Genomic DNA, 23825 nt, shown 5'->3' on the forward strand with positions numbered 1-23825 from the left:
CACATCACCAGCGTAAACAGATAAGTCACCCGAGTGCCGATACGGTCCTGCAAGGCACCGAAACCGATGGCCCCTGCGGCAGCGGTAATCTGCACAATGATGAACATCATGTTGCGGGTGGCCGTATCCCAGCCAATCACCTGGGCGCCATAGATGAAGGCAAAGGCAATGATGATGTAGACGCCGGCCATGGAAAACAGCAACGACAGTAGGAAGATGGCCAGATCGCGGAAGTGACGCAGCTCATGCAGCGTAGTGGTGACGCGCTCAAGGGCAATGCGGTAGTAGGGCAGGGTGGCTGGTTGAGGCGTGCCGCGCTCGCGAAGCCATATGAAGGTGGGAATCGCTGCGACCAGGAAGAACCCCGACGCGAACGGGCCGACCCAGCGCAGGCGCTCGAAGTTCTCGGTGCTGGTTTCGCCTAGTACCAGCAGCGTGAAGCCCGCTGCAAAAAGCCCGCCCACATAACCCAGCGACCAGCCAAAGCCAGAAATCTTACCCAGCGACTCGGACGGACCGAGGTCGGGCAAAAACGAGGCGATGAACGACTCGCCCATGGAGTAGGCGTAGTTGGACGCTACGATCAGCACCACGCCCAGCCACACCATGCCTGGCGTGACGAAATATAAAAGCGCGGTAGTGATGATGGTTGCCAGATAGCTTACGAACAGGAAACGTTTGCGTGAGGCTTGGTAATCCATGATCGCCCCGCACAGCGGGCCGGTGATCACCACCAGCAGAAAGCTCAGCGCCAGCGCCAGACTCCACAGGAAATTGGCCAGCCGATAGCCGTCCCCACGATCACCGACGATGACCGTGGTGAACAACTCGCCAAACACCACGGTGATGATCAGTAGGGTATACGCCTGATTGGCGAAGTCGAACATCGCCCAGCCGAAAATCTCCCGACGTGGGGCCATAGAGCCCGGCTGTCGGCCTGCGGCTGCTTCGGTCATTGTTGCTTGTCATCCGCTGAGGAGTCATCGCTATCGCTGTCGATGACGCGCGAGCCGCGCTCCAGCCGGTCGATGGCATCTTGCCCTTGGCCGGACAGCGTATCCAGACGGTCAATCTGCTCGGCCATCTGGGGAAGCGCGTCGCGCCGATAGCGCGACAGGTCATCAATGGCGGCCATCACATCGCCAAAGGCCTGCTCCAGTGAGTCCATGTCCAGGCTTGCCGCAGAGGCTCGGGTCTGGATATCCACACCCTGCTGGCGCAGCGACTGGGCAGTGCCGGCGATGGTTTCGCTGGTGGCGCGATTGAGCGACTCGACCTGATCCAGCACCAGCCGCTGATTGGCCAGTGCCAACGCCACGGTGGCGGCAACGCTCAGAGCTGAGACGGTGACGTTGACTGCGCGGTCTACACCACGCATCAGCTCGCGGTTGTTGCGGATAATCACTTCTAGCGCCAGCACGCCCTGCTGGCAGACCACCTGCTGCTGCTGGATGTCGAGCACGCGCTGGCGCAGCGGGAACAGCAGTTCTTCTTCGACAAAACGCCGACGCGACTCGTCGGTAATCTCGCTGAGCGAGCGGGTCATGCGTGCATCGATCAGTCGCCCCAGCTCGACCTGGCGGTGCAGCTGGTCAAGCATCTGGCGCATGGCCTGTTGGTCGTCGTTGAGGGTGATGTTGTCGCGGTTGAGGCTGTCACGTCCGGCGGTAAGCTCAGCGATGATGGCATCCAGCGCCTGTTGGGCGGTTTCAAAGCGCTGGAAATAGCGCTGCACCCGGGTGGTAACGCCCGGGATCAGACGCAGCAGGCGATCCATCGGCTTGGGTTCCAGCTGATGGTGCTGCGGGTCCAGGTTGCTCATGCGCCCACGCAGATCCTGCAGTGCGCGCGCCACCGGGCCACCATCGTCACCTTGGCTGGCCAGCTGGCGCAGCGGCGTCTTTAGCATCTCACTCTGCCGTGCTGCCTGATGCTGCAGTGCCAGGCCCATTTCATCCACCGCGCGGCGCTGGCGCTCGGCAGCACCTTCACCTTCGCTGAGCACATCGCGCACAAAGGCATTGGCGCGTTCTGACAGCTCGGCATCTGGCACAACGTCTTGCTGGGCGGTCTTGTCAGCCGTTTCCAGCGTCTCGGCGATATGCTCGATCGGCGGTAACGACAGCGGATCGTGACGCGGGGTATCAGTCATGTCGAGTTTCCCTCTCTACAGGTGGTTGAGCCGTCAGTGTAGTGCGTGCCGAAAGGCGCTGAACCCGGCTAGCGCTGGGGGTGACGATAGCGCTCGGCGCCTTCGACAAAACGCCGCAGCTCACCACAGGCTACTTCGGCACTTTGGGCCGTGCGCGGACGTGAGGTGTCTAACCGCGACAGCGACACGGCGGCGTTATCCAGTGCGGTAAGCGCTTGTTCGTGGCGGGCGGCCAGCTGGCGTATCGACTGCTCGGTCTGCTCGATCAGTGCCATGCGCTGACGCAGGGCATCGGTTTCACTGGCCGACAGCCGGGCCGCCTCGCTGCCTAGTCGGCGCTGGATGTAGGCAACGTCCATGCCCCTTACGCCGCGCGCCTGGGCGATCATGGCCTCCAGGTTGTCCTGGGCGCCATGGCAGACATCCACCACCAGCTGCTGCGCCCGGCCGTGGGCCAGCTCGCCGGGAGTGAAGCGCTCATCCAAGATGGTGAGCACATGACGATAGCGGCTGTAGAGCCGGTCAACCTGCTCGGCCAGGTCCTTGCGGCCGGCGTTGCTGAGCCCCTGCTTGGCACGCCACATCGCCAGCACAACCTCATCGGCATCCTGTGGCGGGTGCTCGGGGTCCAGCTCCAGCAGGCCGGACTCGCGGCGCTGTTGCTCGCGCTGGGCCATTTTCTGCCGCTGGTGGCGGCGAATACGTATGTCCTGACGGCGCTGACGCCAGCCGCGGTACCAGTGGCGCAGGCGTCGCTCCAGCGGAATCTCTACAGCGATGGCAACCAGGCCGGCCAGCCAGCCGACCAAGCTGACGCCAAAGCCTCCCCACAGTGACGTAAGCCACATCAGCATGCTGATAAAAGGCGCAGCTAATGCATAGCGCAACAGTACCTGAAGGCGTCCGGCAGTCTTGTCGGGCAGCGCCAATTCCGGATTGATCAGCCCGACAAGGGTCCACGGCAGGCAGCTTAGGAACAGCCCGTAGGAGGCCCCCTGCAGAAATTCCAACATCGTGAATCAGTGCCTCCTCAATCGGGCTTGCAGTATGGACGTCATGGTAACGTTATGTGGGGTCAGGTGCCGTAATACAAGTGCATGGCCAATGCCAGCACCCCCACCAGCAAGGCGATAGACACCGCCACAATAACGAGCCGGTCGAGCCAGCGATCGAACCATGATGACAGGCGTGATGGCCGTTTGGGTGTCTGCTTTGGCCGCGGACTGGCACCCCGGCGGCGGCCGGTATCAGACATGGCCGTGTGCCTTGGGAGTGTGGGTGGCATGGCGTACAACCAGTAGGTGAAAAGATAAGCGATAACATGATGCCATAGCCAGCGGCTGGCGACCGTCATCAGCGATCGTAAAACGCGCTGAACGAATTATGTGTCATGCTTTCATAGATATCAGTACCCGAGGCGACATCTTGCCGCTCTCGTCAAAAATTCCCGTTAGAAGTACTTCCGTCAGGAGAGTTTCATGGATCCATCCCGTGACCCCAATCAGAATGCTGCTTGGCAGGCCGCGCGCCAATGGCAGGAGCGAGCACGTCAGGCACGCCCTACTCAGCGGGCCAGTGGTTTTCGTCTGCTGCTGACCTGGCTGGCGTTTGGCGTGATGATGATCATCGGCACCATCATTGGCCTATTTCTGTTGTTGATTGGCTGGGCAATGATGCCATTTGTCCGTCATCGTATGAAAAAGCGCATGGAGCAGATGCGCGCCGAGAACGCTCAGGATATTGGCTCGGGCTTCTATGCGCACACGGACCCTACCCATACAGGCTATGCGCCCACCGATCGGGACTCAACGCGCAGCCAAGGTGCCACGGAGTTTCTCGAAGGGGATTACGAAGTAAAGTCGGGCGATCACCCGAAAGGTTGAGCCCGAATTTGAGCTTGCGCCTGACTTTTAGTTGCCGGTCGATTGGCCGGTCAGCTCCAGGGTGCGAAGGTAGGTTAGCTGGAGCAGGTGGGCGTCATCGCCGGCACGATGGCGCCGGATGTCATGCGCCAGAATCACTTCTTCCTTGGTGGTCGTCCAGCATTCGACCTGGGCTTCGCTGAGCAGCTTGCGCAGGGTTTCCAGGCGGAAGTTCGGCAGCATGCCGGCATGGTGGAACAGCAGCGATAACCAGGTGTTGTCATAGCCCCAGCTGTCGCTGTAAGCGATACCTGCTTCGCCGAGTTCGTCGTTGAGCCAGCGCGCTATCTGACGTACCGGATAGCCTTCGCGCTCAATGCGCGCCCGGGATAGGCCATGTAGCAACTCGGCCTTGGGGTCCCAGTGAACCCATTCGGTCAGCGGCTGCACCAGAAACGCGCAACTGCTGGCATCGGCGCGGGCCAGGCCAACCTCAATAGGGTAGCTGCCGCGCCCGAATCCAGAAGCTTCGATATCCAGCAGTATCGGTAGCGTCATGAGCGGGTCCTTGCTGGTGCGGGCCCGAACGGGCTTGCCGCCGCGTCATGAGCCGTCTGTCATGTCAGTGCTGTACGCTGGCGTCACTCTCACCGATGTCTGCACTAAGGCTGTCAGCCAACTGCTGCCAATAGAACATGCTTTCAGCGTCTTTCTCCAACCCCAGTTCGCCTTTGCGATACGCCTTGGCCAGGCGTGTTGCCGCCAGGACATGACCTGACTCGCCTGCGCGAGCGTACCAGGTCACGGCATGGTCATCGCGCTGGGGGTATTGTGTTGTGCCGAACTCATGGATTAGGCCAGCTTGGTACTGGGCTTTGGCGTCGCCGCGCTGAGCGGCCTCCATGACGTAGAGTGCGCCACGCGCCTTGTCCTGTGGCGTATTGCCGCGGTGGAACAGCATGTGCCCGTACACCGACTGCGCATCGGGATGTCCGGCATCCGCACAGCGCTGATAGAGGTGCATGGTGATTTTATGAACCCGCGGAGAGCGCGGCAGCCAGCGGGTATGAAACAGCTGGTCAGCCAGGCGATATTCAAGGCGGGTAAACAGTGAGGATGCTTGCTGCATAGCTAACAACCCTGCGTCCTGTAAGTCGTCGCAACGCTTGGCACGATCCATCGGTGCACACGTTGCGGCATGAGAAGATTGACGATGCCCCGGAACTCCTGCCGAGGCAAGGGGACGCAAGCATACGCCCGGACAGCAGTCGACTCAAGCGCTGTGGATTTGTCAGGGCTAGAAGCGCTAGCTACCATGCGTGGCGCGTTGCCAACACCCTAGAGTCTTCGGCAAGGAGAGATTCATGCAAACCCGTCAGCTCGGCCATACCGGCATTGATGTCAGTCGCCTGTGCCTTGGCACCATGACGTTTGGAGAACAGAATAGCGAAACAGAGGCCCACGAGCAGCTGGATCGTGCCGTGTCCTTTGGTATCAACTTTATTGATACTGCTGAAATGTATCCGGTGCCGCCCATGGCGGAAACCCAGGGGCGCACCGAAGCTTATATTGGCAGTTGGCTTAAAAAGCGTGGCGTGCGTGACGACGTCATCATTGCCAGCAAGGTCGCGGGGCCTGGCATGGAGCATATTCGAGACGGCTCCCGGCTGAGTCGCGAACATATCCACCAGGCCGTTGACGCCAGTCTCAAGCGGCTCAACAGCGACTATATCGACCTCTACCAGCTGCACTGGCCTGAGCGGAGCAGCAACTTCTTTGGCCGGCTCGGCTATAGCCATGCCGAGAATGAAAGTGACAGTGTTGTGGCGCTGGAGGAAAGCCTTGGTGCGTTGAAAGAGCTGGTCGAGGCCGGCAAAATTCGCGCTGTGGGCTTGTCCAACGAGACGCCCTGGGGCGTGATGCATGCGCTGCGCTTGTCAGACACCCTGGACTTGCCGCGTGTGGCCTCGGTGCAGAACCCTTACAACCTGCTCAACCGCAGTTTTGAGGTTGGCTTGGCCGAGATTGCCCACCGTGAAGATGTTGGGCTGCTGGCGTACTCGCCGCTGGCGTTTGGTGTGCTGTCCGGCAAGTATCTCGACGGCGCTCGCCCTGAGAGCGCGCGACTGACACTGTACGAACGCTTTCAGCGCTACACCAGCGCGCAAGGGGCTGCTGCGACCCGGGCCTATGTGGAGATCGCGCGCCGCTACGAGCTTGATCCGGCCCAGATGGCGCTGGCCTTCGTCAATTCGCGTCCCTTTCTGACTAGCAATATTATCGGTGCTACCTGTATGGATCAGCTGGAAAGCAACCTGGCCAGTGAGTCGCTGCGCTTGAGCGGCGAGATGCTCGACGAGATCGAAGCCGTACATAGCCAGTTCACCGACCCGTGCCCCTGATATACTCAGCGGCGGTCTTTGCAGACACAGGAGCTGCCCATGCTGAGCGTGATTTCGCCAGCCAAGAAGCTGGACTTTGAAACCCCGGCCACTACCGCGCAGGTGACCCAGCCTGACTTTCTCGACCACAGCCAGGAGCTGATCGGGATCATGCGCGAATATTCGCCGCAGCAGATCAGTGAACTGATGAAGGTCAGTGATCGCATCGCCGGGCTCAACGCCGCCCGCTTTGCCGACTGGCAGCGACCGTTTACCGCGGAAAATGCTAAACCGGCAGCCCAGGCGTTCCAGGGCGATGTGTATGTCGGCCTTGAGGCTGAACGATTTGATGACGACGACAACGCTTATGCTCAGTCACACTTGCGGATCCTTTCAGGGTTGTATGGCCTGCTGCGTCCGCTGGACTTGATTCAGCCCTACCGCCTAGAAATGGGCACCAAGGTGGCCAATCTCCGGGGGCCGGACCTTTACGCCTACTGGAAAGATGAGCTGACCGGTGCGCTTGCCAGCGCCATTGATGCCAGTGGCAGCAAGGTGTTGGTCAATCTGGCGTCCAACGAGTACTTCAAGGCCGTGGATACTAAGCGCCTTGGTGCTCAGATAATCACTCCGGTCTTCAAGGATGAGAAGAACGGTCAGTACAAGATTATCAGCTTCTATGCCAAGAAGGCCCGGGGGCTGATGGCCGGCTGGATCATCCGGGAACGCATCAACAGCCCCGAGGCGCTGAGCGACTTTGATGTGGCCGGCTATCGCTTCTCGGCCAGTGAGTCGTCCGGTGATAAGCTGGTATTTTGCCGCGCCGAGCAGGACCGGTAAGGCACTCAAGACTGTTTCATCAAAAATCGTGAAACCAACGATGGAGAACGTCCATGCGTCACTTTTTTATCATGCTGATGGTTGCCACTCTGGGCTTTGGCGTGGCTATTGATCACGCTGAGGCCCGCCGAATGGGTGGCGGCAAGAGCATGGGCGGCTACTCGCGCTCGGCCAGCCCGCAAAGCAATAAAGCCACCAACACCGCGGCCCAGGGGCAGCGTAAACCTTCCCCGGGGCTGTCACGCTTCGCTGGTCCCTTTGCTGGCCTGTTGGCAGGAGGTCTGCTGGCGTCACTGTTCTTTGGTGGCGCCTTCGATGACTTGCGCATGCTGGATATCCTGCTGATCGGCGGGGCGATTTTCCTACTGATGCGGCTTCTGGCGTCGCGTCGTCGGACGGCCATGGCTAACGGGCCTGATGGGCCCAGTGCTCGGGACGAGGCATCGCAAGCGCCTCAGGCATTTCAGGGCAGTGCAGATGTGGTGGGGGGATCCTCGGTAAGTGGCAGCACTACGGCATATCCCGCCTGGTTTGATGAGCAGCGCTTTCTCAACGATGCCAAGCAACATTTTATGACGCTGCAGCGCGCCTGGGACAACAATGACTTTGACGGCATCCAGGACTTTGTGACGCCGTCACTTTACAACTCATTGAAAGCCGAACGTGCCCAGCATCCCGCTAATAATCGTACCGAGATTGTGCGCCTGGAAGCGGAGCTGATAGATGTTCGCGAATACGTGGGGCAAACCGAAGCGTCAGTGCGCTTCCACGGCATCATTGATGAGAATGGCGAGCAGAACGCCTTCAGTGAGGCCTGGCACCTGATCCGTGAAATGCGTGATAACGCGCCCTGGCATCTGCAGGGCATCGAGCAACGCGAAGACGTGTAAAAAACAGGCAGACGCCGTGGTTACGGGGTCTGCCTGTTCATACGCCAAGCGATGCTGGACCAAGCGCTGTCGCTATTCCATGAGTCTGGGGCTTAAGCCCCGAACTGCTTGTTCAGCCAGTCATTAATATCGCTGGACTCATACAGCCATTCAACATGGTCGTCGTGGTCGATGCGCAAGCAAGGCACCTTGACCCTGCCACCGCCGTCTATTAGTGCTTGGCGGTGTTCGGGGTTTTTCTGGGTGTCGCGCAACTCAATGTTCAGCCCCAGGCGGGCGATCTCCTTGCGCACCTTGATGCAGAACGGACAGGTGCGGAACTGATACAGCGACAGCGGTTTGCAGGCTGCGTCAACTCTTGCCTGTTCTTCAGCGGAACGCTCAACGGCAGGCTTGGGCGTAGACAGCTTCTCGGAAATAATCATCACCGGGGCCAGCACCAGGCGCAGGCCGCGGAAGAAGTAGCGAAACACGATTCTCATTAGTGGTGACAAACCTCAGCAATGGCAAAAGACGGGTGCCGGCAGTCTTACAGCATGGGCGCGTCGTAGTCTACCGGCTCATCGGTGTAGACGCAGACATTGGCATCTTCGATATAGCCGTCTGGGCTTTCCAGATGGGTGGCAAAAAACTCGCGAATCTCGCGGCGCTGGCAGTGAGCCTCGAAGGCTGGGCGGTTGGCCCAGATCTCATGGAAGACGATGGGATAGCTGCTGCCTTGAGCAAAGGGATTGTCGATATGGCGCGTTACCGTATACATCAAGCAGGCGTCTTCGCGGTGAGCATTGGGCTCCAGTGCCTGAAGAGCACGGAACAGTGCCTCCTCCTTGCCGGGCCTGGGTTTGAAGCTGGCGGTGCAGTAAATCTTCTGCGACATCAAATAACTCCTGTCTGGGGTGAATTCTACGCTGCCTGACCAGTGATATCAGACCAGTGACATCAATGCAGTGATCAGCAGGTCTGGGTCATAGTAAGGCGCGCTTTGCGAGGTGATCAGCGGCGTATCAATCAGCTGAATACCCAGCGCTTCAATGGCCTTGTCATCAATGCCGCCGGGATAGTCGCCATTGGCACGGTCAACGAGGATGAAGCCCAGCAACGCCTGATTGGGACACTCGCTGCCAGCATCGTGACGCAGTGCCGCCAGCAAGGTCGTAATCAGCTGCTGCTGGGTGCGGCCGACTTGTTCCGGATCGGGGCAGGGGTTCGGCACGTAGACCTTGGGGCAGTGGTTGTTGCGGATGGCAGACCCGACCCCGCTGGGCAGAAGGTTGGCCATCACGCTGGTATGGAAGCTGCCCGGTGGGTAGCAGATCAGTTCAGCAGTCTCGATCAGACGCAGATTCTTGTCGCTGAGGCTGGCGCTGGCCGGCACCCAGCGGTCACATTCCGTTGATAAGCCGACCTGCGAGATGGCGCTGTCCAGCGGTGCAACTTCTTTGCCGGTCATGCGGTGTTGGCCGAGCACCTGGCTGCCGTCGTCGAGTATCGCGCCCAAATGATAGTTCTCATTGACGGCAGGGCGCACTGTGCCACGTACATGCACCAGCCTTGAGAACAGGAAGATGATCGGGTCTAGCTGCTGGTGGTTGTTCAGGTAGCCACCGGCCAGTATCAGATTGCCGATGCTGGCGCCGCGCAGGTCGAAATCCTCGGGCATTTGCTCCATGAAAAAGCCCAGCTGATTACAGATCAGCTGGCGCATGGAGTCGGTGACATCAGCGGTTAACGGGTGGCGGCCGTTAGCTAGCTCGGTCAGGGTGGCATGCAAGGTTTCGGCAGACACCTTGACCGGTAGGCGATGATTGAACAGCCGGTAGACTTCCGGGTGACCCAGCACCGTATCGTCGGCCAGTGCCATCAGGCGGTTGCGCAGGTCGCCAATCGACGGCATGTCAAAGGCCTCACGCAGCTTGGCGGAGCTGCCACCGGAATCAAAGGGCGTGACCAGGTGAATGGTGTTGTGGCTGTAATGCTGCAGCCGGTTGGCTACCTCATTAAGCGCCGTTCCGCCGCTGAAAAACAGCAGCCTAGGCCCAAGCTCCGGGGCCTTGCAGTAGCGGCTGACGCGTATCGGGTCCGGTACAAGCGCCGTACGACTCACCCTGACGTCGCCCATGCTATGCACTCCAATGTTGTTTTTGTGTTTCCGCGCAGCTCATGCGGGCCGTTCTCTCCCTGATTGGCGGCATGCTATGAGCAACACAACCCATGTTTTGGTTCTATTCTATCTGCTTTAGGTGGTAAAGGCGCCAAGCCGCCACGGCGGTGGCTAGTCGCGGTATCGCAGCCCTGATGTTGAGGAATAGCGCTGCTCCAGGCGCATCAGCTCACGCTGCTGGCGGCGGTAGTCACGATAGAGGTCGCGCAGCTCGCGGTTGAGTCGTTTATGTTCTTTTGCATCCAGCTTGTCGTTGTCAAGCTGGCGCTCAATACGGTCGATACGCTCCTCAAGTCGCTTGATATCGCTTTCAGCGTCATGCACGACCTTGCCATCACGGTAGCGGGCAAGAAACTCGGGCTCGAGCTTGGCCGGGCAGACATTATGGTAGCGCGTACCCTCGCGGCCTTGCCGATAGCCATTGCGGGCGGTGCAGTAGTCCAGCAGACCGAGCTCACGCCCGCTGTCATAGTCTGCCCGGCTAATGGAAATACCGTACTCGGCGCAGGCTTTCTGGTGTTCGAACAGCCGCGACGAGGGGTAGCCCTGGCGACCATCCTGACGTCCGAGCTGCTCCCAGCTCATGGTACGACACTGGCCTTCAGACAGCGTGGCGCAGCCCGATAGCAGGGTCAAAGCGCCGAGTAGGGCAAAGCATGACAGGCGGTTCATGGTGTTTTCCTGGCTAGAGGTGGCCTGATTCATGGTAGCCAGTTCATAGCATTGGGGGTAGAGGGTGCTGTCAGAGGGGCTGTTTTTTAGTGCTCACGGCACCGTTCGGGCTTTGGCCGTTTCCCAGCTGGTTCAGGTGGCCTTCGATGATGGCATCGATGTCGGCCAGGGTGTCGGCATCAAAGTGCGTCAGCTCTAGGCGGCGCAGCAATGCCTCGCGGCCCACCAGCAGGAAAAGCACCTGGCCTACCAGGGTGTGGGTTTCCAGAATGACGCGATGACTTTCTTGAGGCAGCCCGGTAATGCGGGCAATCAACGCACTGACGCCCTGCTGGATATGGCTAAATGCATTGTCATACAGAATGTCGAAGGCCTGACCGGGGCGGGCTTGTTCGCGAACCACCAGCAGCATCCAGCGGCGACAGTCTGCGTCTTCGGTAAAAATACGCACCATCTGCCGGAAAAGCGTCAGCAGTGCCTGATGGGCCTGGTCGGTATCTACCGGCGCTACTGCGCCTTTGGTGGTGTCGGCAGACAGCCCCAGGCGTTGACACAGCGCATCAGCAATGTAGCGCGCAGCGGCCAGATAGAGCCCGTGCTTGTTGCCGAAGTAATAGGCGATGGAGCCGATATTGGCGTTGGCAGTTTCGGCCAGCTGACGCGTGGTGGTACCTTTGAAGCCCTGCTCGCCAAACAGCTCGATGCCGGCATCTATCAGCCGCTGACGCGTGTCCTGTGGCCGACTCACGACGGCTGCTCCTGCAGCTTGTGCTGGCGGGTGTCGATGGCGAAGAAGTAGCTGTACAGCACCGGCACCACGCCGAGGCTCATGATCGTGCCTACCGCCAGGCCGCCGGCCATGGCTGCTGCCATGCCGTAGAACATTGGGTCGTGACCGATAATCAGCGGCATGAAGCCCAGAATGGTGGTGATGGCCGACATCAGGATGGGGCGCAGGCGGCGCGCGCAGGCGCGGATAATGGCGTCCAGGTCGTTGCCCGGTGATTCGCGGCGCTCGATGTCGATGCGGTCAATCAGCACGATGGCATTGTTGATGATGATGCCGGCCAAGCTGTAGATGCCCAGCAGCACCGTAAAACCAAAGTCAGCTCTGGCCACCAGCAGGCCAATGGCGACGCCGACAATCACCAGCGGGATGGTGGCAACAATCAGCAGTGGGCGTTTGTAGGAGTTGAACTGGGCGACCAGCAGCACGAAAATTAGCCCGATGCACAGGGGCAAGTTGGCCTGCAGTGCGGCCTGGCCCTCGGCGGACTCCTTGACCACACCGTCGAACTCGATCCAGTGGCCGGGCGGTAGCTGCTTTTCCAGCGCGTCCAGCGCCGGGCTGACCTTCGCCACCATGTCTTCAGCGGTGAGGTGATGGTTGCGTCCCGAGACGGTCAGTGTGCGCACCATGTCCTCACGGTCGATGCGATAGAAGCCGCTGGCTAGCTCGACGCTGGCGACCTGAGCCAGGGGAACACCCGCGCCGGGGCTGCCCAGTGGGTAAACGGTCAGCGATTTCAGCCGCTCGACGCTGGTGCGGTCGGCGTCTGCGTAACGCATCACCACCGGAATAATCTTGTCACCCTCACGGAACTGGCTCAGGTGGTAGCCGTCGATGGCGCCTGACAATGAGCGGGCGATGTCTTCCGAGGTCAGTCCGGCCCCGCGCGCCCTGGCCTGATCGACCTCTATGGTCAGCGACGGAATGCGCGCTTCCCAGCTCTGGCGGATATCCAATGCGCCATCGACCGCGCCGAGCACATCCTCAACGCCGCGTGAGGCACTATACAGTACGTCGCGATCCGGCCCTTTAATCTGGACCTGCAGCAGGGTGCTGTCTGAAGGGCCAAGGAACATCCGAGTAACCTGGGGGAAGACATCGGGATGGCGCTCGGCCAGCAGCGCACGGGTGGCCTCAAGTACGGCACCGACGCGCTTGCCGTTGACCACGTTAAGCACCATGAAACCCTTGTTGGGTGCCGGGTCTATGGGCGTGAGCGAGAGCACAAAACGCGGCCCGCCGAAGCCGGCATAGGCGGCGATACTGGTTAGGTCGTCATTCAGGGCCGGGTCGGCCAGCAGCTCTTGGCTGAGTGCCTGCATGCGCCGGTCGGTCTCATTGGCGGCAATATCCGAGGGGAAATCGAGAGTCACTAGCACCTGGTTACGGTCGGAATCGGGAAAGAACTTCATCGGTACCAGCTGCATCATGGAAACACCAGCCACCAGCAATATGGCCATCACGCCCAGAAACAGCACCCGATGCCTGAGTAATGCGCGCAGGGTGCGGGCATAGCGGCTCGACATCCGGCGAAACATTCGGTCAGACAGGTTGTCGTCATCAGTCGCGTCTGAATCGGAGTCCTGGCCATTGCGCACCGGCTGCTTGAGGAAACGGTGGCACAGGGCAGGTGTCAGCGTCAGTGACAGGAACCATGATGTCAGCAGGGTGATGGCGATCACGATCGAGATCGAGCGGGTGTACTCGCCGGATACATGATCGGCCAGCAGCAATGGCAGAAACACCAGGATGGTGGTCAGGGTCGAGGACAGCAGCGGCAGAGCCAGCTCGTGGCCGGTTTCCTCCAGCGCTTGGTCACGGGTGCGGCCCAGCGACAGGCGCGTTTTGAAGTCTTCGGCGATAACAATGGCGTTGTCCACTAGCAGGCCAAGAGCGATGACCAGAGTGGCCAGGCTGGCGCGCTGCAGGGTGACATCAACCAGCCCCATGATGCCCAGCGTGACAAGCATCACCGTTGGAATGATCGAGCCGACAATCAGCCCGGTGCGCACGCCAAGAAATAGGATGACCACGCCCAGCACGATGGCCAAGGTTTGGATGACGTTGGAGGTGACGCCATACACGGCGTTGGCCACCTGCTCGGGCTGGAAGGTCATGATTTCCAGGCGATAGCCCGCTGGCAGCGTTACGCTAATTTCATCAAGGCGCTGCTGCACAAGATGGCCGTAGTCCATCACGCTGACGCCTTCCAGCATCGAGATGGCCAGTACAATGGCCGGTTGACCGTTGAAATAGGCACGGCGGCTGGCTGGGTCTTCATAGCCGCTACGCACCTCGCCAATGTCGCGTAGACGCAAAGTGCTGCCTTCTGGCAGCTGGACTTCCATGTTGGCCAAGCTCTCAAGGCTTTGCAGCTCACCGGTGACCTCAAGGGTCAGCCGCTGGTCGCCAGCCTGAAGCACACCGGCGGGTGGGTAGATATTGCGCTGCTGGATCTGCTCGCCAAGGCTCGATGGCGACAACCCCAGCTCGGCCAGGCGCGACTCGTCGACGTCGATGAATACCCGCTGGTCCTGCACGCCAATCAGCTCGACGCGCTTGGTGCCCTCGATGGCGTAGAGCATGGTACGCGCGTGTTCGGCCATTTCTAGCTGTTCTGCATGGCTGAAGTCGTCGGCAGTCAGCGCGGCGGTGACGACCGCCACGTCGCCAAACTGGTTATTGAAGTGAGGCTCCCGGGTGCCCTCGGGCAGCGAGGGCTTGGCCGCCAGGATGCGCTGGTTAACATCGTCCCAGATCTGAGCTAGGTCGAAGTAGCGGTCCTGAATCTCCACATGGATGATCGAGCGCCCGCGCATGGAGGTTGAGCGAATACGCTTGATCTCGCCCACGTGGCGGATGCTCTGCTCCAGCGGTTTGGTAATGTTCTCTTCGACCTGCTCCGCCGGCAGGCCGGAAAACTCGGTAGTCACCACGGCCTCGCGGATAGTGATCGAAGGATCTTCCCGGGCGGGTAGGGTGAAGTAGCTCCACAGGCCAAATAGCATGGCCATGACCGTGGCCAGAAAGAGCACCGGGCGATACTTGAAGGCAGCTAGGCTCAGGTTCATGACGGATCTCAGTGGAAACGCTGCGGCCCTTGGCCGAGCAGACTGACGGATTGTCCGGGACGCACAAATTCGGTCCCCTTGGCCACGATGCGCTCACCGGCCGACAGCTCGCCGCTGACTTCTACCTGCTTTTCACCCAGTGCCAACACCTCTACCGGCACGGCTTCTAGGATCATGTCATCACGCACCCTGAGCACATGGCGGCGCTCGCCTTCGCCGTAAACCAGCGCTGTCATCGGCAGTATCACGCCGGGCGCCTGGCTGTTGGCAGGCAACGACAGCTGAATCTGTGCCGTCATGCCGGAACGTATTCCCTCCGGCGCCTCAGCCAAATGCAGTATCAGCGGGTAGTCGTTGGAAGAGCGCGGCTGGCTGCCCAGGTGGCGCAGGGTCGCGTCGAGCTCGGTATTGCCCAGAGCGGGCAGGGTGACGGTGTGGCGTGAGCCGGTGACCAGGGTGTCGATCAGCGTTTCCGGCACGGAGCCTTCCACGTCGAAACCTCTGCGATCTGAAATCACTTCCAGTACCGGTTGGTTAGCACCGACGCGCTCGGACGGCTCGGCAAGTCGCTGACTGACCGAACCGTCATAAGGTGCCGAGAGGGTAGACAGGTTCAGGTCGCGCTGGGCCAGATCCAGCGCTGCAGTTGCCGATTGCTGGCGTGAGCGGGCGCTTTCCAGGGCGGCTTTTACCGTGTCCAGTCGCGCCTGGCTGACATAGCCCTTCTCGGCCAGTGTGGCATGGCGCTGATGGTCTTGCTGCTTCTCGTTCAGCGCGGCGGTTGCTTCGCGAAGCTCAGCTTCACGCTGGCCCAGCACCAGCCGATAGCGCTGTTTATCCAGCTGGACCAGGGGCTCGCCGGCAGAAAAAGTCTCGCCCACGTCAGTGGTCAGCGTTTCTATCCTGCCCGGTACCTCAAAGCTCAGCGTGGTTTTTTCAGCGGCGGTGACGCGGCCTGAAAGGCGCGTCATGGAGCCTGACACCTGGCCATTGATGACATAGCTATCCACAACCTTGGGCGCCTGAGTGGTGTCTTCCGGCGCAGGCGAGCAGCCGCCGAGCAGCAGTACACAGAGCAGTATCGCGCAGAGGGCTAACGCACGCTTGCTCGACAGGTGTCGCTTGAAGCAGTAGAAAAAAAGCATTGATTAACCGCCTGCTAGCTGTGGCGCCCAGGAGCCAGGGCACGCATGAACAAGAGCAGGAAGTGTATTGATCAGTTGATTAAACTGCAATCCAGACGATGGTGATGCCCGCTGTCGCGAAAAAAAGGAATGAACCGCTTCTTAAACATCGTTTGAGGAGACTGTGCCACTCTGCTCTTATCCTGTAACAAGTAACAAGTAACAAGTAACAAGTAACAAGTAACAAGTAACAAGTAACAAGTAACAAGCATGCCCCGTAAAAGCCCAGCTATTTGGCCAAGGAGTGACAGACCCATGAGTTCTTTCCCTTTGGAAAAGCGCCTGTTTGAGGTGCTGCGCGACGCTGACTGGCCAAGTTCGGCCCAGGCGTGGAGCCTTGAGAAAACGGGGTTGACGGCGCCTGCTTTAGTGGAGCTGTTCGAGTCCCAGGTGCTCAGTCGTCAGCTGGACCTGCATGCCCGGCGGTTGCAAGCGCGGGGCGAAGCCTTTTATACCATCGGCAGCTCTGGTCACGAGGGCAACGCTGCCATCGCCGCCGCCTTTCGCGTCGCTGACCCGGCGCTGCTTCATTATCGCGATGCGGCCTTTCTGATCCAGCGCAGCAAGCAGTTGCCCGGGCAAACGCCTATTTTTGACATGCTGCTGAGCTTCGCAGCCTCCAGTGCCGACCCAATCTCAGGTGGCCGCCACAAGGTGCTGGGCTCTAAAGCACTTAACGTGCCACCCCAGACCAGCACCATTGCCTCTCACCTGCCCAAGGCTGTAGGTATGGCCCACAGCTTCGGCCTTTGGCGTCGACTTGGCGGGCAGGGCGAATGGCCGAATGACAGCGTGGCAATATGCAGCTTTGGTGATGCTTCCTTCAATCACTCGACGACTCAGGGTGCCATCAACGCAGCGGCCTGGGCAGCCTATCAGGGTACGCCGATGCCGCTAGTGATGGTGTGCGAGGACAATGGCATCGGTATTTCGACGCTGACCCCTGCCGGTTGGGTTGAGCAGAGCATGCGTACTCGGCCCGGTTTTCATTATCTCAGCTGCGACGGACTCGACCTGCTCGATACTTACCGTACGGCGCGCAAGGCCGAGCGCCTGGCGCGACGGCTCAAGCAGCCGGTGTTCCTGCACATGCACTGCGTGCGACTGATGGGCCACGCCGGTTCCGACGCCCAGCAGGCCTATTTGTCGCCCCAGCAGATCAAGGCGTTCGATGCCCGTGACCCGCTGCTGTACAGCGCCGGTTTGTTGGTTCGCCATGGCGTACTTAAGGCAGATGCTATTCGCTCGCTTTATGAGCATATTGGGCAGCAGGTCGCCGAGGTAGCAGAAGTGGTGATTCGTCAGCCCAAACTGGACAGTGCCAAGGCGGTGATGGCATCCATTGTGCCACCGTCGCGACCCGGTCGACGCCAGCCTGTTGAACATCAGTCCGTCGAGAACAAAATCGACGAGACACCCGCCACCATGGCCCGGTTGCTTAATCAGTCGCTGTATCGGCTGATGGAAGAGTATCCACACCTGGTCATGGCCGGAGAGGATGTCGGGCGCAAGGGCGGCGTCTATGGCGTGACCCAGCGTCTGCAGTCCAGGTACGGTGCCTATCGTGTCATCGATACGCTGCTTGATGAGCAGAGCATCCTCGGGCTGGGCATCGGCTTAGCTCAGAATGGCTTCGTGCCCATCGTCGAGATCCAGTTCCTGGCCTACCTGCACAACGCTGAAGATCAGCTGCGTGGCGAGGCGGCGACTCTAAGCTTCTTCTCACAGGGTCAGTACACCAACCCCATGGTGATCCGCATCGCTGGGCTGGGCTATCAGAAAGGTTTTGGCGGCCACTTCCACAACGACAATGCTATCGCCGTGCTGCGCGATATCCCCGGTATTCTGGTGGCCTGTCCGTCGAATGCCGCCGATGCGGTAGGGCTGATGCAGGAGGCAGTACGTCTGGCTGATGAAGAGCAGCGAGTGGTGGTAATGCTCGAACCCATTGCGCTGTATCACAGTCGCGACCTGATCGAGGAAGGCGATCAGCGTTGGAGTTTCGCCGACCCGGGCCCGGAGTACCGCTTGCCAGTGGGCTCACTGGGGCAGTGGGGCGAAGGGCGTGACTTGGCCATCGTCACCTACGGCAACGGCGTGTATCTCTCCCACCAGGCCCGGGAGCAGCTGGAAACCAAGAGTGTTGCGCTGCGCATCATTGATTTGCGCTGGTTAACTGCACTGGATCATGACGAAATTTATCGCAAGGTCAGCGACTGTGCCCAGGTGCTGTGCGTGGATGAATGCCGGCGTAGCGGCTCGCTCAGCGAAGAGCTGATTACCGGGTTGGTGGAGCGTGGCATGGAGTCGCACCGGTTGCATCGCCTGGCTGCTGAAGACAGCTTCATTCCACTGGGGCCGTCGGCAACGGTGACTATGCCGTCGGTTGATGCCATCGTCGAAGAGGCCGGGCGTCTGGTCGCAGAGCCTGCGGTCAGGGCTGCCGGGAAGCCTACTAAGATCAAGACGACTAAGGCCAAAGGAGAGCAGTCATGAGTGAACACAGTCAGTCTGTCAGCCAGCCTGCGGTCAAAGAGCGCCTGCTGATCGTCTGCCCTGGGCGGGGTACCTATAACCAGGCGGAGTGGGGTTCATTGACACGTCATGCCGCCGACAGCGAGTGGCTGGCGCGTTTTGATGCGCTGCGCCACGAGCAAGGTCAGCCCACCCTGAGTGAGCTGGATGGCGAAACCCCGTTCCGTCTGGGCCTGCACGGGCGTGGCGACCACGCCTCGCCGCTGATCTATGCCTGTGCCTTGGCAGATGTGTTGGCCATTGATCCTGAGCGTTACGAGATTTGCGCCGTCACCGGCAACTCCATGGGCTGGTACATCGCGCTGGCGGTGGGTGGTGCGCTGGCCCAGGATGACGCCTTCACGCTGATCAACACCATGGGCCACCTGATGCAGGAATCGCTCAATGGCGGCCAGCTGCTTTACCCCTGGGTGGATGACCAGTGGCGGCCCCAGCCAGAGCGTCGCCGGGAGCTGCTGGCGCTAGTTGAGGGGCTGCACGGCCAGGACGACATCGAACTGTATCTGTCCATTGAGCTTGGCGGCATGCTGGTGTTTGGCGGTAATGAGGCTGGGCTCAAGCAGCTCAGCGAGATGCTGCCAACCATCGAGCGCTTTCCCATGCGGCTGCATCAGCACGCGGCTTTTCATACACCGATGCAGGAAGCGGTGAAGGCCGATGCCCGAAAGCGACTGCCAGCCGCGCCGTTTGGTGCACCCGAGGTGCCGCTGATTGACGGGCGCGGTAAGCTGTGGACTCCCTGGAGCACCGACCCCGACGCGCTGTGGGACTACACCCTGGGCGATCAGTTGGTGACGCCCTATGATTTCACCGCCGCACTCAAAGTCGGCGTGCGCGAATTCGCCCCGGATCGTATCGTGATTCCCGGCCCCGGTACCACCCTGGGCGGCGCCGTTGCCCAAACGCTGATCCAGCTCAATTGGTGGGGGCTCGACAGCAAGCAGGCGTTTCAGGACATGCAGCGTGATGATCCCCGCCTGATCAGCATGGGCATGGAAGCGCAAAGGGAGTGGCTGTTGTAGAGGACATAAGAAGAGCAGATAACAGGTGAGGCAAGATAGCAGTTTGAGATCGTGTCACGCTGGTTCAGACGGCGCTGTATCAGTTGATTTCGATTTGCTTCAGGTGTTGTGTCAGTTGGGTGATCAGTTCACCGCTGTGCCGCCAGAAGTGCCAGTAGAGCGGTACCGACAGGGGTTGTGGGCTCAGGCTGACTAGCCGCCCGGCAGCGACCTGTTGAGCGACCTGGCGGCGCGGCATCATGCCGTAGCCCATGCCGCTGAGTGTCAGTTGCACAAAGCCTTCAGATGATGGGCACAGATGATAAGGAAATGGCCCCTGATAGCCACAGCGCTCAAGAAAGCGGTGCTGTAGCCGGTCATCGGGGCCATAGACAATCGCCGGGGCGTGCCGGAATGCCTGATCGCTCAAGCCGTCGGAGAAGTGGCGGGCGATATAAGCGGGCGTGGCGTAGGGTGAATAGGCCATGTGGCCGACCTTGACGCAGCGGGCACCGGCGATGGGCTGATCGCTGGCACACAGGCAGGCGGCCACATCTCCTTCGCGCAGCCGTTTGAGCCCGACGGCCTGGTCCTCAAGGACCAGATCCAGCAAAATACCTTCATTGGCGCAGAACTCCCCCACGGCATGGGCCCACCAGGTGGCCAGGCTGTCGGCATTGAGCGCAATGCGAAGACGTGGCGTCTCGCTTTCAAGGGTGGGCAGTGCGCTGGTTAGATCACGTTCCAGAAGGCGTACTTGCTGGTAATGATTGAGCAGACGCTGCCCCGCCGGTGTGGGTGTCAGTATGGGGGTGCGTACCAGCACTGGTTGGCCCAAACGAATCTCCAGCGCCTTGATTCGCTGAGAAATAGCTGACTGAGACAGCCCCAGAGTCTCTCCGGCACGCTCAAATCCTGCGCACTCGATTACCGCGGCCAGCGCCTCGAGCAGCTTGTAGTTCAGCATGGTATCGGCATGGATTTCATCACCTCAGGATAAGTAAATCTAATGCAGTATCAGCAGAATGAATTTTAAGTATAGCAATTGATCGCTAGCATGGCCTGAATTCAAGGGGGGAGGCCAAGCATGCTGGAAAGTTATCTGACGGGGCTGTTGATTAGCGGCGGCATCATCATCGCTATAGGTGCGCAGAACGCCTATGTGCTGGGGCGTGCGGTGCGCCGTGAGCACCACTGGTGGGCGGCAGGGCTGTGCATGAGCACCGATGCGCTATTGATTACGGCCGGCATGCTCGGGGTGGGTGCCTTACTGATGACGACTCCTCAGGTAATGGAGATACTGCGCTGGATAGGAGTGGTGTTTCTTGCCTGGCTTGCAGGGCAGGCGCTATATCGGGCGCTGACCGGGCGGCACGGGCTTGAAATATCAGGTGGCCGGAGTGGCAGTGTGGCCAGCGTGATGCTGACAACGTTGGCTGTTACTGTGCTGAATCCCCAGGTGTATCTGGATACGTTGATGCTGATTCCTGCGGTGGGAGCACAACAGCGGAATTCAACTAGCTTTCTGGTCGGTGCCATCAGCGCCTCGGTGCTATGGTTCAGCCTGTTGGCGTGGAGCGGTGCTGCCTTATCGCCGTGGCTCTCTCGCCCGGCAGCTTGGCGCTGTATTGACGCCGTTATCGGTGTATTGATGGTGATTATTGCTATTAGCTTGGCGCGCAATGGGTTGGGTTGAGGATATCAATATCAACAGAGAGAGTCACAATGGCTAGAAGCATGGAGCTCCGAGAGGCTGCGACAGCGCAGCTCCGGTTTTTGAAGACATGTCTGACGCCGTTGCTGGCTGGCCTGTGGCTGGCAGGCTGCGCTGGCGGTCCGCGTGAAGCGCTGCCGGAGTCTTCCCGGCAAACGATGCCCGTTAACCCTGAGCAGGCTGTTGTGGACTGCACGACAGCAACGGCAATCGATGCCATGGTGTGTGAGGTGGGTGAGTTGGCAGCGCTTGACCAGAAGCTCAGTGAAGTCATTGAGCATGCTGAAGCAAAAACGCACAGCGACGAGCATGAGCGGCTGTATGCCACTCACCACAGCTGGTTCAGGCAGCGTGACGACGACTGTGCCGGCCGGGCTGACCAGCAGCGCTGTCTGAGCGAGGCCTATCAGCAGCGTATCGCAACACTGCAGGCTCGCTACGGGCTGGTTGAACAGCGCGGGCCGCTGGGGTTTGTCTGCAAGGGGCGCTCGGTCAGCGAAGTGACCGTAACCTGGTTTGATACCACACCGGAAACACTGATTGCACAGCGCGGTGACAGCGAGTCGCTGATGGTTCGCAAGGCGGGGGAGTCGGTATATTGCGGGCGCAATGAAAGTCTCAGCGAGCAGGGCTCGGCAATAATGCTTGAGTGGGGACACGATGCTCCGCAGATAAGCTGTCAGGCGGCTCGCTGAATATCGGTGCAAGCGGTAGGGTAGATAAAGTTAATGAACCTTTGGTGGTAACCCGGTCAAAGGTTCCAGGTTTTGCGTTCACAAAAGGATGACGTCTCATGAAGAAATGGTTCAATCTGGCACTATTGGTGCTGATGGCAACTCTGCTGGCCGCCTGCTCCAGTGCTGACACGCGCAATGCGGATTCACGTGCCAGCGGTTCGGCTGAGAGCAGTGCAGACAGCGTGCTGGGCAAACTACCAGCGGCTTACCGGGGCGAGCTACCCTGCGCTGACTGCGAAGGTATCCGCTATGAACTGGCGCTGTTCAAGGATAAGCGTTACACCCTGGAAACCGTCTACCTGGGCACGGGTGAGCAGGGCCGTTTTCATAAGCAGGGCAGCTGGTCGCTGAATGACAAGAGCGATACTCTCATTCTGGATGGTATTGATGACGGCCCGAACCAGTGGCGGGTGATCAATAGCGACATTATCGAGCAGCTGGACATGGACGGTAAGCCCATTGATTCTCAGTTGAACTACAAGCTGCAGCGTCTCGAGCCTTTCCCTGGTGAACCGCTGGAAAACAGTTACTGGAAGTTGATCCAGCTGGACGGTAAGGCAGTTGGCGTGGAAGAAGGCCAGAGCGAGGCCCATATCGTGCTGCACAGCGAAGACAATCGCGTGAGTGGCGCGACCGGCTGTAACCGTGTGATGGGTAGCTTCCAGACCAGCGGCGACGAGCTGAAGCTGCAGCAGATGGCCACCACCATGATGGCCTGCGACAGCACTAGCATGGCCCTTGAGCAGCGCTTCCTCGCGATGCTCAACGAGGTTGCCTCTTACCGTGTACTGGTTGACCAGCTTGAGCTCTATGATGCCAATGGCGATTTGCTGGCACGCTTCGGGAAAGTTGATCTGACCTGATCACAGACCGCCTGAAACACTTCAGCTTCAACACTTCAGGTTCGCATCAACGCCAACGGCCGCCCTCAAGGGGCGGCCGTTGGCGTTTGTCGGTTTGTCGCTGGCGTAAGCAAAGCGGCTCACTGGGGTTCGGGCAGCTCGGCGCTATGAAAGACGTTCTGTACGTCATCTAGGTCGTTTAGGGTGTCCAGCAGCTTTTCAAACAGGGCCACGTCATCACCTTCAACGGGTGTGGTGTTCTGGGGCAAAAACTGGATCTCGTCAACGCTGAAGTCGGTCTCACCGAAGGCGTCGATCAGCGCCTGTTTGGCTTTGGCATACTCAGTATGCGGGGCAAACACGGTTAGCTGGCCGTTTTCGAATTCGATATCGGTGACGTCAACATCGGCTTCCATCAGCGCTTCAAAGGTGGCGTCTTCAGCATCGCCGGTGAAGGAGAGGATCGCGCAGTGGTCAAACATGTGGCTGACGCTGCCTGGCGTGCCGATTTTCCCCTTGGCCTTGTTGAAGCAGGCACGCACATCGCCAAAGGTGCGGTTCGGGTTGTCGGTTAGGCAGTCCACGATCACCATGGCATTGCCCGGCCCGAAGCCCTCGTAGCGGGCTACCGAGTAATCCTCGCCGCCCACGCCGCTGGCTTTTTCCAGTGCTTTGTCAATGACATGGCTGGGTACCTGATCTTTCTTGGCACGCTCGATTAGCCCGCGCAGCGAGAGATTGCTGTTGGGATCGGTGCCGCCCTGCTTGGCCACGACATAAATCTCACGACCATACTTGCTGTATACCTTGGTCTTGGCATCGGCCGTCTTGGCCATGGATTCCTTGCGGTTCTGGAAGGCCCTACCCATTGCGTTGTCCTGTTAAGTGCGATCTTTACAAAGATTCTACGAAACCCCGCAGTGGCATGACAGCCTTAATTGGGCTCTTCGTCGTTGGGTGTGGAATTCGCCCCCTGAGCTGGGCCAGGATATG

24 protein-coding genes are annotated in these 23825 nt (G+C 59.8%); 9 read left to right on the forward strand and 15 right to left on the reverse strand.

The genetic code is table 11. The features are described from left to right. The 4 genes from ACTH3D_RS06935 to ACTH3D_RS06950 form a co-directional block, all read right to left on the reverse strand. Positions 1–956 (reverse strand): MFS transporter (locus tag ACTH3D_RS06935; RefSeq protein ID WP_441666334.1); only part of this gene is annotated, 956 nt, incomplete at its 3' end. Beyond that, positions 953–2152: a toxic anion resistance protein gene (locus ACTH3D_RS06940; protein WP_441666335.1), complete on the reverse strand. Its 1200-nt coding sequence runs from the start codon at positions 2150–2152 to the stop codon at positions 953–955. The genes ACTH3D_RS06940 and ACTH3D_RS06935, both read right to left, overlap by 4 nt. A 68-nt stretch (positions 2153–2220) precedes the next feature. Next, a complete protein-coding gene (locus ACTH3D_RS06945; RefSeq protein ID WP_441666336.1) occupies positions 2221–3165 on the reverse strand; it encodes a cobyrinic acid a,c-diamide synthase in 945 nt (314 codons plus the stop codon). A 62-nt stretch (positions 3166–3227) separates the two neighbouring features. Continuing rightward, the gene (locus tag ACTH3D_RS06950) at positions 3228–3407 is read right to left on the reverse strand and encodes a hypothetical protein (RefSeq protein WP_441666337.1); all 180 of its coding nucleotides are present in this window, start codon (positions 3405–3407) and stop codon (positions 3228–3230) included. A 223-nt stretch (positions 3408–3630) separates the two neighbouring features. On the opposite strand from ACTH3D_RS06950, the gene ACTH3D_RS06955 reads away from it, so the two are divergent. Further along, positions 3631–4035 carry a hypothetical protein gene (locus ACTH3D_RS06955; protein ID WP_441666338.1) on the forward strand — a complete coding sequence of 135 codons (405 nt, stop codon included), beginning with the start codon at positions 3631–3633 and terminating at the stop codon, positions 4033–4035. Positions 4036–4062: 27 nt separating this feature from the next. Here ACTH3D_RS06955 and ACTH3D_RS06960 read toward each other — a convergent pair whose 3' ends face one another. Together ACTH3D_RS06960 and ACTH3D_RS06965 are read right to left on the reverse strand one after the other, a co-directional pair. After that, a complete protein-coding gene (locus tag ACTH3D_RS06960; protein WP_441666339.1) occupies positions 4063–4572 on the reverse strand; it encodes a hypothetical protein in 510 nt (169 codons plus the stop codon). Positions 4573–4636: 64 nt separating this feature from the next. Then, a complete protein-coding gene (locus ACTH3D_RS06965; protein WP_441666357.1) occupies positions 4637–5143 on the reverse strand; it encodes a tetratricopeptide repeat protein in 507 nt (168 codons plus the stop codon). A 235-nt stretch (positions 5144–5378) separates the two neighbouring features. Between ACTH3D_RS06965 and ACTH3D_RS06970 the strand changes: the two genes are divergently transcribed. From ACTH3D_RS06970 to ACTH3D_RS06980, 3 genes are read left to right on the forward strand one after another with little or no spacing between them, the layout of a single operon-like run. Continuing rightward, on the forward strand, positions 5379–6416 hold the full coding sequence (locus tag ACTH3D_RS06970) for an NADP(H)-dependent aldo-keto reductase (RefSeq protein ID WP_441666340.1): 1038 nt from the start codon (positions 5379–5381) through the stop codon (positions 6414–6416). A 39-nt stretch (positions 6417–6455) separates the two neighbouring features. After that, complete coding sequence (gene yaaA, locus ACTH3D_RS06975) at positions 6456–7235, forward strand: peroxide stress protein YaaA (RefSeq protein ID WP_441666341.1); 780 nt, start codon at positions 6456–6458, stop codon at positions 7233–7235. A gap of 53 nt (positions 7236–7288) precedes the next feature. Next, a complete protein-coding gene (locus tag ACTH3D_RS06980; protein WP_441666342.1) occupies positions 7289–8125 on the forward strand; it encodes a Tim44 domain-containing protein in 837 nt (278 codons plus the stop codon). A gap of 92 nt (positions 8126–8217) precedes the next feature. Here the strand turns inward: ACTH3D_RS06980 and ACTH3D_RS06985 are convergent, their stop codons facing one another. The 7 genes from ACTH3D_RS06985 to ACTH3D_RS07015 form a co-directional block, all read right to left on the reverse strand. Further along, positions 8218–8607 (reverse strand): glutaredoxin family protein, encoded by a 390-nt coding sequence (locus ACTH3D_RS06985; protein ID WP_441666343.1) that lies wholly within the window; start codon positions 8605–8607, stop codon positions 8218–8220. A 47-nt stretch (positions 8608–8654) separates the two neighbouring features. Then, a complete protein-coding gene (locus ACTH3D_RS06990; RefSeq protein ID WP_441666344.1) occupies positions 8655–9002 on the reverse strand; it encodes a putative quinol monooxygenase in 348 nt (115 codons plus the stop codon). A 48-nt stretch (positions 9003–9050) separates the two neighbouring features. Then, positions 9051–10244 carry a GAK system CofD-like protein gene (locus tag ACTH3D_RS06995; RefSeq protein WP_441666345.1) on the reverse strand — a complete coding sequence of 398 codons (1194 nt, stop codon included), beginning with the start codon at positions 10242–10244 and terminating at the stop codon, positions 9051–9053. 153 nt (positions 10245–10397) lie between these two features. Beyond that, positions 10398–10958 carry a DUF2799 domain-containing protein gene (locus tag ACTH3D_RS07000; protein ID WP_441666346.1) on the reverse strand — a complete coding sequence of 187 codons (561 nt, stop codon included), beginning with the start codon at positions 10956–10958 and terminating at the stop codon, positions 10398–10400. A gap of 70 nt (positions 10959–11028) precedes the next feature. Beyond that, entirely contained in the window at positions 11029–11706 is a 678-nt protein-coding gene (locus ACTH3D_RS07005) for a CerR family C-terminal domain-containing protein (protein WP_441666347.1), read from the reverse strand. Then, the gene (locus ACTH3D_RS07010) at positions 11703–14819 is read right to left on the reverse strand and encodes an efflux RND transporter permease subunit (protein WP_441666348.1); all 3117 of its coding nucleotides are present in this window, start codon (positions 14817–14819) and stop codon (positions 11703–11705) included. The genes ACTH3D_RS07005 and ACTH3D_RS07010 overlap by 4 nt, the downstream gene beginning before the upstream one ends. Positions 14820–14827: 8 nt before the next feature. Further along, on the reverse strand, positions 14828–15964 hold the full coding sequence (locus ACTH3D_RS07015) for an efflux RND transporter periplasmic adaptor subunit (protein WP_441666349.1): 1137 nt from the start codon (positions 15962–15964) through the stop codon (positions 14828–14830). 294 nt (positions 15965–16258) lie between these two features. On the opposite strand from ACTH3D_RS07015, the gene ACTH3D_RS07020 reads away from it, so the two are divergent. Together ACTH3D_RS07020 and ACTH3D_RS07025 are read left to right on the forward strand one after the other, a co-directional pair. Beyond that, a complete protein-coding gene (locus ACTH3D_RS07020) occupies positions 16259–18499 on the forward strand; it encodes a thiamine pyrophosphate-dependent enzyme (RefSeq protein ID WP_441666350.1) in 2241 nt (746 codons plus the stop codon). After that, a complete protein-coding gene (locus ACTH3D_RS07025; protein WP_441666351.1) occupies positions 18496–19560 on the forward strand; it encodes an ACP S-malonyltransferase in 1065 nt (354 codons plus the stop codon). Before ACTH3D_RS07020 ends, ACTH3D_RS07025 begins: the two co-directional genes overlap by 4 nt. 79 nt (positions 19561–19639) lie before the next feature. Here ACTH3D_RS07025 and ACTH3D_RS07030 read toward each other — a convergent pair whose 3' ends face one another. Continuing rightward, positions 19640–20506: a LysR family transcriptional regulator ArgP gene (locus ACTH3D_RS07030; RefSeq protein WP_441666352.1), complete on the reverse strand. Its 867-nt coding sequence runs from the start codon at positions 20504–20506 to the stop codon at positions 19640–19642. 120 nt (positions 20507–20626) lie between these two features. Here ACTH3D_RS07030 and ACTH3D_RS07035 point away from each other — a divergent pair, with 120 nt between their 5' ends. The 3 genes from ACTH3D_RS07035 (at position 20627) to ACTH3D_RS07045 (ending at position 22853) form a co-directional block, all read left to right on the forward strand. Next, positions 20627–21235, forward strand: coding sequence for a LysE/ArgO family amino acid transporter (locus ACTH3D_RS07035; RefSeq protein ID WP_441666353.1), 609 nt, complete (start codon positions 20627–20629; stop codon positions 21233–21235). A gap of 80 nt (positions 21236–21315) precedes the next feature. After that, entirely contained in the window at positions 21316–21948 is a 633-nt protein-coding gene (locus tag ACTH3D_RS07040) for a lysozyme inhibitor LprI family protein (protein WP_441666354.1), read from the forward strand. A 98-nt stretch (positions 21949–22046) separates the two neighbouring features. Beyond that, entirely contained in the window at positions 22047–22853 is an 807-nt protein-coding gene (locus ACTH3D_RS07045) for an META domain-containing protein (RefSeq protein ID WP_441666355.1), read from the forward strand. Between the two features lie 119 nt (positions 22854–22972). Here ACTH3D_RS07045 and ACTH3D_RS07050 read toward each other — a convergent pair whose 3' ends face one another. Next, positions 22973–23701, reverse strand: a complete 729-nt coding sequence (locus tag ACTH3D_RS07050; protein WP_441666356.1) for a YebC/PmpR family DNA-binding transcriptional regulator — start codon at positions 23699–23701, stop codon at positions 22973–22975. Positions 23702–23825: the final 124 nt, after the last annotated feature.

Source organism: Halomonas sp., assembly GCF_052095765.1.
GTDB lineage: Bacteria > Pseudomonadota > Gammaproteobacteria > Pseudomonadales > Halomonadaceae > Halomonas.